This is a genomic window from Paenibacillus amylolyticus, assembly GCF_047302515.1.
Lineage (GTDB): Bacteria > Bacillota > Bacilli > Paenibacillales > Paenibacillaceae > Paenibacillus > Paenibacillus amylolyticus_G.
Window position 1 is genome coordinate 894,803 of record NZ_CP168019.1, and the last position, 10,752, is coordinate 905,554.

Consider the following 10,752-nt stretch of genomic DNA (forward strand, 5'->3'; position numbering starts at 1 on the left):
ATAAAGCCGCCCAATGATATTGGGCGGTTATTCGTATTTATATTCTTACAGCCTCTTTGCCTTCACGAATGCCTGCGTAGATGGCATCACAGATATCGGTTGTATACTGGCCCGACATCCCTTCAAGTGCCGTGTTGGTGAATGCTGCAACACTAAGTTCTTCTTTTGGATCAACAAACCAGGAATGGCCGTAAGTTCCACCCATTCGCCACGTACCCGCTGATTCCGGTGTACCGGCTGCGACAGGGTCTTTAAGTACGGTAAAACCAAGGCCAAACCCTCTTCCTGGCCAGTATGGCATCACGAGATCACCGATTTGATTGGTAGACATCTCAGCCGCAACGGCTTCTGTAAGGAGAGGCTGTCCTCCTTGTCGCAATGCTTCAAGTAAAGTAAGAAAATCTCCGGTACTTCCAACCATACCCGCTCCACCCGATAAGTAAGCAGAAGTACGATTTGCACGATTGGGTGACAGTCTGAAGCCAGCAGTACCCTCAATAAAAGGAATCTGCTCCAACTCCTGATGAAGGAGACGCGGTTCTTCAGAACCATTAGCGTATGCGGCTGTTAATCGTTCCGAATCCACCGCAACAAAGTCAGTGTCGGTCATGTGGAGTGGATGAGTAACCAGCGTTTGAACAGCTTCTCGTAGTGACATCCCAGTTACCTTTTCGATAACGGCACCAAGTACATCTGTCGCAATGGAATATCTCCACCTGTTGCCTGGCTCATACAGAAGAGGAGCAGAAGCCAGCCTCTGCAGATTCTCCTCCAGACTCATTTCAGACCAATCCATTCCGTCCGATACCCCTGCAAGCTCATAGGTTCCCTGATCTTCTTGGAAGAAACGGTATGTCAAGCCTGCGGTGTGTGTCATCAACTGATGTACTGATATTAAAGCGTCCTGACCATTAGCAAGTTTGGGCCGGAATGCAGGAAGCCAGCGTGTCACCGGATCATGCACACTCAGCTTTCCTTGTGAGATTAATGCCAGAGCTGCTGTCGAGACAATAGGTTTGGTTACGGAAGCAAGTCGAAACAGAGCGTTTTCCGACATGCTGCGCTTTTGCTCCCTGTCCGCGAAACCAGCAGCCCGGCTGTATATCAGTTCCCCTCTTAAAGCAACTTGTACAACTGTTCCTACGATTCTTTTTTCGCTTAGAGCGCGGTCAATGGCTTCATCCACATAATTATGCAATGTCGTCATGTCTTTTTTTCTCATGTTTATCTTCCTCTCACCAACTGATGTATTTGATTTCTCGTGATAACTGTGTTTATTATATAAATGATTGATCTTGTATTACATGGTTTGTTAAAGGCATTATAATGAATTGGCGAATATACTTAAGGTAATTTCTGAATATATCTTATGTATTTAAAGGAGTGGATCACATGGACGAAATAGATCAGCATATTCTGTATCACTTGGAGAATCAGGCGAGATTATCCATGACCGAACTCGGCAAACTGGTGGGGTTATCTCAGCCCGCCGTTACTGAACGAGTCAAACGAATGGAAGAAAAGGGAATTATCGAGGAATATCGAACCGTAATCTCCCCAACCAAATTGGGCAAGCAAAGCACAGCCTATGTTCTTTTTCGTACGCGGGATTGTTATCCTTTCCTGGATTTCTGTCGTGCGTCACCTGAAGTTGTGGAATGTTATCGGATAAGTGGGGAGTACAATTACTTGCTGAAAATCCTCACAGACACCATTCAGGGACTCGAGGAGTTTGAGAACAAGTGTGATCCGTACGGTACTTACATGACTTTAATCACCATGTCTTCTCCAATTGCACATAAGAATCTCGTGGGAGGACCAAATCTGTTGGCACAGGCAGAATAAGATTCTGGTCTTTAAAATGAAAAACAGAAGAGGAGTCCACATCAAGTGAACTCCTCTTTCCTCCTGCGTGTAACTCATGCAAAACGTCTTCCTGTTAATTTGCTCTGGTAAATCCATATTTATAAGCCCGCATAGCTACAAGCAACGCAGGAATGAGCAAGATAAACAGCGCCCCGGAAAGGTATCCTGCTCCAAATACTTCAAGAAGGATGCCCCCGATGATGCCTCCTCCGCCAATCGCCAGATTCCATGCTGTAACCAGCATCGATTGGGCGACATCTGTGCTTTTGCCTCCGGCTTGAGCGATGGCAGTTTGTAACAGTGTCGCGGCCCCGCCAAACGTAAGTCCCCAGATCATGACGCCAAGGATAATAATCACAGGTTGATGAGTAGCAATTCCCATCACGACAGAGGCCAGAGCGAATGATGCCAAGCTAATGATAACCAATTTCCTCAAAAATCGGTCAATGAGCATGCCGGTTAACCAAATTCCAACAATGGAAGTAAAACCGAAAATGAGCAAAATCAAGTCGACTCTGTTAGCAAATACGGTCTGGGCAAGGTAGGGAGAAATATAGGTATATAGAATGTTATGGGCAAGCATCCAGGCCAGAACAACAAACAGAATAGGCCTAACTCCCGGAATTAAAAACACCTTATGCAGCGGGAGACGTTCACCAGTTGGCTCTCCGGCAAAATCCGGCATTCTCCAGAGAACCCATACGATTAAAGTTACGGTCAGAAGAGATACCATCCCGAAGATGAGGCGCCAGCCGACATAAGAACTGAGAAAACTACCGATTGGAACACCCAGGGCTAATGCTACCGGTGTGCCGACCATAGCCACGGCCATGGCTTTACCTTTTAACGAATCCGGGACCATTCGACGAGCATAACCAGCTGTCATGCCCCATAACACACCCGCAGAGACTCCAGCCATGAAACGAGCAGCAAGTGTCAGGATATAATCCGAAGATAAGGCGGTAACGGTGTTAAAGACAAGAAAACCACTAATGCATACTAACAGTAGAGGTCGGCGTCTCCATCCGCGTGTAGCAGCAGTCAATGGAATGGCAGCAACAAGTGATCCAATGGCATAAAGAGTCACCAATTGTCCGGTGAGGGCTTCTGTGATCCCCAAGTCTTTTGCAATTTGCGGCAGCAGTCCCGCAGGCAAGCTTTCAGTGAGGATGCAAATAAATCCCGCCATGGCTAATGCAAGAAGCCCAGCCCACGGAAGGCGTTCTGAAGATATGGAAGGCAGCTCCCTTTGCTTTGGGAGGGGTGTGTGAGCGGTCATGAATAAAACCTCATTTCTTATATTTTAATCCTATCCAGAACTATGCATATAAGCTTATCTGAAAAAATTAAATTTTTGCATACAGGATTAAAGGTAAGAAGGAGGTTTTAACATGATTTTTAATTTAATTTGTGAGTTTATCCGTTAATTTAGTATGTTCTAAAATGAACTGAAAAAAAGAGCAGTGAGAATGTCTTCTCCTGCTCATTGGCTCAAGTCATTACTTGATTGGATTAGCTTTCATTTCCTGTCCCATTTTCTCAATACCATCCAGAATTTGATATCCATAACCCCAGAACTGGCTGAAATCTGTGACATAGATCTGTTTGTTTTTAATTGCGTTCATACTTTGCAGGGCAGGGTTGGCATACAGGTTCTCAATTAGCTTATCGATATCCGGTGACCCGGCATACGCGGACAAGAGCAGGTAGTCCGGATTCGCTGTGATCAGTTGCTCAACACTTACCTCACCTTGCACACCATCAAACGTATTTTTCAGTTTTAGCAGGCCAAGTGCATCGAGCTGATACGTATCGTTCTGCATGCTGCTTACCGTAATGGTGTCTTCCGTAGCGGGTACGATATAGGCAAAAGTATGATCAGGCTGATCGGCTACACTTGCCTTAATGGCTTCAACACGAGTCTTCAGACTTTCCGTGAATGTTGCGGCATTTTCTTGAACATCGAAGATCTGCCCAAGTTGTGCAATATCGCTATACAGGCTATCAAGTGAGCCTTTGTGATTCGTCGTTTGCAGGAACGTGCGGATATTCATGTCATTCAATCCATCGACGGTACCCACGCCCCAGTCTGCATCAGCGAACAGGTCGCCCCGTCCGAGTACCAGATCCGGGCTTGCACCTACAACCAGCTCTTTACCTACATAATCCTTGGACAATACTGGAATTTGGGCGAAATCATCAGCCACATCCGGTGTAACGGAACCGTATAGAGCAGCAACACCGACCATTTTATCGGTCAGACCTAATTTGATAAGCATCTCAGCCGCAGATTGGGTATTCGCAACAACACGTTCAGGTGCTTTATCGAATACTTGCACTTTGGGTTTCCACTCGCCGCCTTCACCCGAGATCGTGAAGTTCTCAATGGTGAGCGGGTACGTCGTTTTATTTGTATTCTCAGCAGGAGCTGAAGTTTCTGTCGTGTTAGCTGTTGAAGTTGTTTCTTCGGCAGGGGAAGAAGTTGAAGTGTTCGAACAGGCTGCAAGCAGCATTAACAGGAGACTTAGAGCAGCGATGCCAATGGTTCTGGATGAGAATTTCATTAAATGATGAACCCCTTTTCTATGTGTTTTAAATTGACAAAGATAATCATTCTCAATTATAATCCGAGAAAACACATTGTAAATAGCTAAATTTAATTTGTTCTACATTTTACGCGAATTGATGGGGGAAGAGATGGCACAGACGGTTCAGGTTCAGACACAGCGTATGGGGAAAAGAGAGTCTCTGATTCATAGTAAATCCGGGTTTGCTTTACTGATTGCAGCTTTAATCATGATTACGCTTATATCCGTAGGTATTGCAGTTTCCATTGGACAGGTACAAATTCCACTGGCGGAGTCATATCGTATTCTTTTATACAAATTAACGGGATTTCAGTGGGGGACAACACCCATTGAGGCAGGCTCCTTTACCGATATCATTTGGCAGATTCGTTTCCCGCGTGTGCTGATGGCGATGTTTATCGGTGCAGGCTTGGCCTTGTGCGGTGCTGTTATGCAGGCTGCTGTGCAGAATCCACTGGCTGATCCTTACATACTGGGTATATCCTCAGGCGCTTCACTTGGAGCAACCTTTGCAATTCTAATTGGATTCGGTGCGATTGGGTGGCTAGGTCAGACGGGGGTGGCTTTCTGGGCTTTTGCCGGTGCGATGGGTGCGTCCTTACTGGTCCTGACTTTGGCAGGGATTCGGGGGAAAATGACGTCGGTTAAGCTGGTGCTTGCCGGAATGGTGATTAACGCGTTATGCAGCGCTTTTTCGAACTTTATTATTTATTTTGCCAACAATGCTGAAGGCATCAAAACGGTGACGTTCTGGACCATGGGCAGCCTGGCGGCTTCCGGATGGAACAAGCTTCCACTCGTAGGTATCGTCGTGCTGGTGGCGATTCTATTTTTCCTTTTACAGTCCAGAGTTCTTAATACGATGTTATTGGGGGATGAAGCAGCGGTTACACTGGGCATTAATCTGAGTGTGTATCGCAGACTGTACATGCTTTTAACTGCTTTGGTGACAGGCGTTATGGTGGCGAGCTGTGGCATGATTGGTTTTGTCGGACTCATTATTCCGCATATTGTCAGAGGTCTCGTGGGTTCCGACCATCGTAAGGTGATGCCTGTATCTGTGCTGTTTGGAGCCATTTTCCTCATCTGGACGGATGTTATTGCACGATCCCTCATATCCAGCGTGGAGTTGCCAATCGGGATTATTACGGCCATGATTGGTGCACCAATGTTTATGTATATGCTGGTCAAAAAAGGCTACGGTTTTGGAGGAAATTAAACATGAAGCTGAACGTAGATAATGTATCCATCTCTGTGCTGAACACGGACATCATCAAGGATATTTCATTACAGGTGAACGGTAAACAGTTCGTTGGACTGATCGGACCGAATGGTTGTGGCAAGTCAACGCTGCTCAAGAGCATCTATAAAGTAATCAAACCGCAACAAGGTAAGGTTTTTCTGGACAATACCGATATTCTCAAATCCAGTCCAAAGCTTGTTTCCAGACACATGGGCGTTGTTGGCCAGTTTAATGAATTGAGTTTTGATTTTACAGTGCGTGAGATGGTCATGATGGGCCGTACCCCGCACAAAAAACTGCTGGAGACGGATAATGAACGGGATCATGAAATCGTCGAGCAGGCTTTGGAAAAAGTACATCTGACTGAACATGCAGACCGCAATTACGTGTCTCTGTCTGGTGGAGAGAAACAGCGTGTGGTCTTGGCGCGTGTCCTGGCACAGCAGCCTGAATTCCTGATCTTGGACGAGCCGACGAACCATCTGGACATCAAATACCAGCTTCAAATTCTAAATATTGTCCGTGGACTAGGCATTGGCATATTGGCAGCGCTGCATGATCTCGAACTCGCCGCAGAATATTGCGATTATCTCTATGTGGTGAAAAAGGGCCAGATTGTGGTCCATGGCAAACCGGCTGATATTTTGACTCGCGAGATGATTGGTGAGGTATTTGATGTCGATTGTGAAATCTATACAAATCCGGTTACAGGCGGCCTGGGCATCGCTTACCTGAGTACACGTTGATTGGGACTATATCTTTGTTTGGATGACGTGGAGAATTGGAAATATCAATTGAAGTGAACATAGACCGTACCTGTTGGAGCGATGTTGTTGAGTGCTCGCAGGGCCGGTCTTTTATTTTTGATGGGTCTAGGCGCGTCTATTGAAGCTTAGGATCAACGGGATGAGCATGAGCACCTTTGCTGACTTCTTGGAAAACATCTGAGGAGTTACCGCTATGCGTTGAAGACTTACTGTTGTTGTCTTGTTGGGAGTGTTCTCCTGTTGCTGGGCTACTACCTGTAATTGCATAACTTCGTAGGATCTCTTCCAGATCTCCAATCGTCACAGGACGAGCATGTCGTTTCAGGACATAACCAAGTTGACCATTGGGTTCCACCGTCGCGGTCTCCAGATCATCTACACTTGTAATTCCGTTCTGTCTCATATGCATCTCAAGCTGATCCATCGTATAACGCATACGTTTCAGATTCGCTATAATGACCTTTCCGTCCTCTACCACGATTTTGGAACTGCCACTCATTAACCGTTCGAAAATATTAAATTTCAATTGCAGTTGTTCCACTACAAGCAATGTTAAAATGAAGACCGATGCTGATCCAATCGCTTTGCCAAGCTCATGATTTGCGATGGGTTGTACAATCGTTGTTCCGATTGAGATCATGATGACCGTTGTGGCGACACTCATCTGTGAGATCGACTTGCGTCCTGCAATTCGCAGCAGAATCATGCCGATAAGTACAAGTAAAACAGATTTCCATATCCAGTCCATACGTATATTCCTTTCTATTCCAGTATGCGCTTTGTTTCTTAGACTGTTCTGGAGTTGGAGTAATTATGCAGATGGCCAAATCCATAGCTTTCATTCCGCCCACCGGATCGTATACAATAGGGTATTGATGAAGTGAACAAAGGAGCGGGTTACAGTGGCAAAACAGAAATACTATGTTGTCTGGGAAGGCAAGAAGCCGGGTGTGTATAACACATGGGCAGATTGCAAAGCGCAGACGGATCATTATACTGGAGCAAAATATAAATCCTATGAGTCCAAAGCAGCCGCAGAAGAAGCGTATCGTGCTGGATGGAAAGGGAACTGGGGTTTAAGTGCAGGCGGAGCGTCGAAGACAAAGTCGGCTGGTAGCGGAAGAAGTGCTGGCATGGAAACGTCAGAGGAAGTGGATTACGACAGCCTCTCTGTTGATGTGGGCACACGTGGTAACCCCGGACCTGTAGAGTACAAAGGGGTAGACACCCGCACAGGTGAGATTATTTTCTCCGTCGGACCGATCTCCAAAGGCACGAACAATCTGGGCGAATTTTTGGCCATTGTACATGCCCTCGCACATCTGAAAAAAGAAGGCAGTACCAAAACGGTGTATACCGACTCGGTCAATGCCATGAAATGGCTAAAGCAGAAAAAAGTAGCCACGACGTTAGCACGGGACAACTCCACGGAAGAGATCTGGCTGATGATTGATCGTGCGGAGCAGTGGCTCCAGACGAATACGTACAGCAATAAAGTGCTAAAATGGCAGACCAAACAGTGGGGCGAAATCAAGGCAGATTACGGCCGGAAGTAGGTATTTATCCGTATCAATTTCATAATACCTTTCGCTGCTTCAATCAAGGCTAGATATAGATCAAAGCGGTTTAATTTGTCTATATCTAGTTACAAAAATCCATTTTTAGTGAGTTATGAAATTGATTTTTCTCAAGGATGCCTTCTTTATTTCTGGTCTATTAGAATCGTTATTTACAATTTCCAGTTTCCGCTCTATAATCATCTGAATATGATTAGTTAAACATATGGAGGAGCCTGTCATCTGCAGGCCCTCTTTATCTTTTTGGTCCACTGATTAGCAAGTCCATTCAATAGAATGGGGTATTTGAGTATATATTGCAGGAGGCAGACATGAGTTCCATTTATAGAAGTGAAGAAGGCAAGAGCAGCATACTTGAAGAGTATGAGATTTATTTGAACGAGTTGGGTGAGAAATTTACTCGGGAGTATGTAGAGACGCGTTTTGGCAAGACGCATGTTTTACTGACGGGTCCTCTAGAGGGCAAGCCGTTATTTATTCTCCAAGGCGGTAATTGTGTGAATCCGATGACGTTGTCATGGTTCTCTTCTTTATTTAAAGAATACCGGATTATTGCTCCTGATACGATTGGTCATCCCGGTTATAGTGAGGAAGCGAGTATCTCCACACGGTTTGATAGCTTGGCTTTATGGGTGTCGGATCTGCTGGATCACTATGATATTGAAAAGAGTGCATTTATCGGTCCATCGTTTGGAGGAGGCATTATCCTCAGACTGGCTACCTATATTCCGGAACGCATCTCGTGTGCCGTATTGGTTGCTCCTGCGGGTCTTGCGGTCAATTCCAAAATTAAAACAGCTCAGGATATCACGCTGCCACTCGTCAAGTATCGTATGACGTCTTCACCATCTTCTTTGCAAAAAATTACAGACAACATGTCGTGCAACTGCATGAAAGAAATGGATAAAAACATTATCGGCAAACTTTTTAAATACGTCAGCATAGATCAGGATCTGCCCAAGCTTACGGAGCGGGAAGAACTGGTGAATTATACGTCACCAACCTTGTTATTGGTAGGGGAGAAGGATGTCTTTTTCCCAGCGGATAAGTGTATTGAGCGAGCTCAAAAGATTATTACGAATGTAGAAGCCATCAAGTATGATACAGGACATTTTCCATCACAGGACGTATTGGTTCAGATGAACGAGGAAATAGGACGTTTTTTACAGAATAATTATTAATAAAAGCTGTAAATGAAGGATGAGAAATGTTTTTCTCCAGTTTAATAAAGTAATTACATCCATCTGTCGATACTCTATATAAGAGAATGCTTTTCTTCTATAGAGTAGTGTGGATAGGGATTAGCAGTATATCGTAGAAGGCTTGATATCATTAATATTTAAATATTTCGCGTTAAGGTGTTTCAAATTGCATCATTTGGTTTATATGTATAGTTGGCGATGAATTGCTGACTGGCTGAACCAAGTGATGCATTTACGCGGAAAGTCTTCCGATCGACAAGGTTGAAAAGAGGTCTGTTATGAGAAAAGACAATTGTAAAATGGCATTGCAGCGCAATGTGATTATAAATGATACATATCAGGTAAGACAGGTATTAGCCAGCAGTGAGTTGGCTATTGTATATGCAGGGCGAGATCGTAATACAGGTGCCAAAGTAGCCATTAAGGAATTTTTTCCACAGAGAATGGCTGAACGGCAGGCAGACAAGCGAGGGGTGTTCTGCTCTTCACGAGGATACGGTGGGCAATATCAGGAGTTACTGGCTGCATTTCTGCTCGAAGGTGAACTGTTATCGAAACTGGATCATCCTCATATTGTATCGTATTTGGATCATTTTGAAGCAAATGGTACGGGGTATCTGGTTATGGAATACTGCACGGGAATCACATTGACCGAGTATTTGAATGAACATAATCATGCTCTTGATGCTGCCTTCATAACGGAGACGCTGCTTCCACTGGTGGATACATTGGATTACATACATAAGCAAGGCATTCTTCACCGGGATGTGAAACCTTCCAACATTATGGTTATGGAGGATGGTACACCCAAACTTCTGGACTTTGGCTCAGCTACCCGTTGGCCGATGCAATCTGGAGAGAAACAGGTGATATTTACATCGGCAGGTTATTCTCCGCTAGAGTTCTATTCGGAGAAATCCAGTCAGGGACCGATGTCGGACATCTATAGTTTGGCAGCTCTGCTCCATTATTGGACATGCGGGCAACCTCCTATGGACGTGAAACAGCGGTTGTTCCAGGATGAATTGCCATCTGTTCGCTCACATAATGAGTATGTGAATCCTTGGCTCGCTCGTGTTATTCATTGGGGGTTGACGGTTCGTTCTGAGAAACGCTGTGCTTCCTTAGCTTGGGTCAGAAGCTCGCTGCGAGTTCAAGCCTGGGTATGGAAAGTGCGCAAGCCAGGTACAGTGGAATGGTCTTTAGCCGAGAATGAACATACGCAGGTCTATGAAGTGGAGTCGAAAAAACAACATGAGACGGCGTAAGCAGTCATGACCTATGTTCATAGAGTAGATTCGCTTAATTGAGAGCATAGCCGTTAAATAGGTGTAAAATATAAACAAGCCAGTTCTTTCCCTCACAAATGGGGCGAACTGGCTTGTTTCTTTTATAGTTTATAGAATACATCATCGTTTACCAATGTCATTCATTCGAGATATACGTCAAAAAAGCTCACATGTCTCGTTCTGTTTAGAACAATGGTGTAAGCTTTTTTCGCGTTTTTTA

At 45.0% G+C, this 10,752-nt stretch carries 10 protein-coding genes; 6 read left to right on the forward strand and 4 right to left on the reverse strand.

Annotation, left to right across the window (positions count from 1 at the left end; genetic code table 11):
* Positions 1–37: 37 nt before the first annotated feature.
* A complete protein-coding gene (locus ACDJ59_RS03930) occupies positions 38–1,222 on the reverse strand; it encodes a serine hydrolase domain-containing protein (protein WP_413407749.1) in 1,185 nt (394 codons plus the stop codon).
* Between the two features lie 170 nt (positions 1,223–1,392).
* On the opposite strand from ACDJ59_RS03930, the gene ACDJ59_RS03935 reads away from it, so the two are divergent.
* Positions 1,393–1,845, forward strand: a complete 453-nt coding sequence (locus ACDJ59_RS03935; protein ID WP_413407750.1) for an Lrp/AsnC family transcriptional regulator — start codon at positions 1,393–1,395, stop codon at positions 1,843–1,845.
* Positions 1,846–1,939: 94 nt separating this feature from the next.
* Here the strand turns inward: ACDJ59_RS03935 and ACDJ59_RS03940 are convergent, their stop codons facing one another.
* Positions 1,940–3,145 carry an MFS transporter gene (locus tag ACDJ59_RS03940; RefSeq protein ID WP_413407751.1) on the reverse strand — a complete coding sequence of 402 codons (1,206 nt, stop codon included), beginning with the start codon at positions 3,143–3,145 and terminating at the stop codon, positions 1,940–1,942.
* 220 nt (positions 3,146–3,365) lie between these two features.
* Positions 3,366–4,430 (reverse strand): ABC transporter substrate-binding protein, encoded by a 1,065-nt coding sequence (locus ACDJ59_RS03945; protein ID WP_413407752.1) that lies wholly within the window; start codon positions 4,428–4,430, stop codon positions 3,366–3,368.
* Between the two features lie 166 nt (positions 4,431–4,596).
* On the opposite strand from ACDJ59_RS03945, the gene ACDJ59_RS03950 reads away from it, so the two are divergent.
* Both ACDJ59_RS03950 and ACDJ59_RS03955 read left to right on the forward strand, forming a co-directional pair.
* Positions 4,597–5,673 (forward strand): FecCD family ABC transporter permease, encoded by a 1,077-nt coding sequence (locus ACDJ59_RS03950; RefSeq protein WP_218034852.1) that lies wholly within the window; start codon positions 4,597–4,599, stop codon positions 5,671–5,673.
* Between the two features lie 2 nt (positions 5,674–5,675).
* Entirely contained in the window at positions 5,676–6,443 is a 768-nt protein-coding gene (locus tag ACDJ59_RS03955; protein WP_413407753.1) for an ABC transporter ATP-binding protein, read from the forward strand.
* A gap of 136 nt (positions 6,444–6,579) precedes the next feature.
* Here ACDJ59_RS03955 and ACDJ59_RS03960 read toward each other — a convergent pair whose 3' ends face one another.
* Positions 6,580–7,212 carry a DUF421 domain-containing protein gene (locus tag ACDJ59_RS03960; RefSeq protein ID WP_413407754.1) on the reverse strand — a complete coding sequence of 211 codons (633 nt, stop codon included), beginning with the start codon at positions 7,210–7,212 and terminating at the stop codon, positions 6,580–6,582.
* A gap of 154 nt (positions 7,213–7,366) precedes the next feature.
* Here ACDJ59_RS03960 and rnhA point away from each other — a divergent pair, with 154 nt between their 5' ends.
* From rnhA to ACDJ59_RS03975, 3 genes are all read left to right on the forward strand, one after another.
* Complete coding sequence (rnhA, locus tag ACDJ59_RS03965) at positions 7,367–8,020, forward strand: ribonuclease H (RefSeq protein ID WP_413407755.1); 654 nt, start codon at positions 7,367–7,369, stop codon at positions 8,018–8,020.
* A gap of 332 nt (positions 8,021–8,352) precedes the next feature.
* Positions 8,353–9,222 (forward strand): alpha/beta fold hydrolase, encoded by an 870-nt coding sequence (locus tag ACDJ59_RS03970; RefSeq protein WP_413407756.1) that lies wholly within the window; start codon positions 8,353–8,355, stop codon positions 9,220–9,222.
* A gap of 299 nt (positions 9,223–9,521) precedes the next feature.
* Positions 9,522–10,511, forward strand: coding sequence for a serine/threonine protein kinase (locus tag ACDJ59_RS03975; protein WP_047843836.1), 990 nt, complete (start codon positions 9,522–9,524; stop codon positions 10,509–10,511).
* Positions 10,512–10,752: the final 241 nt, after the last annotated feature.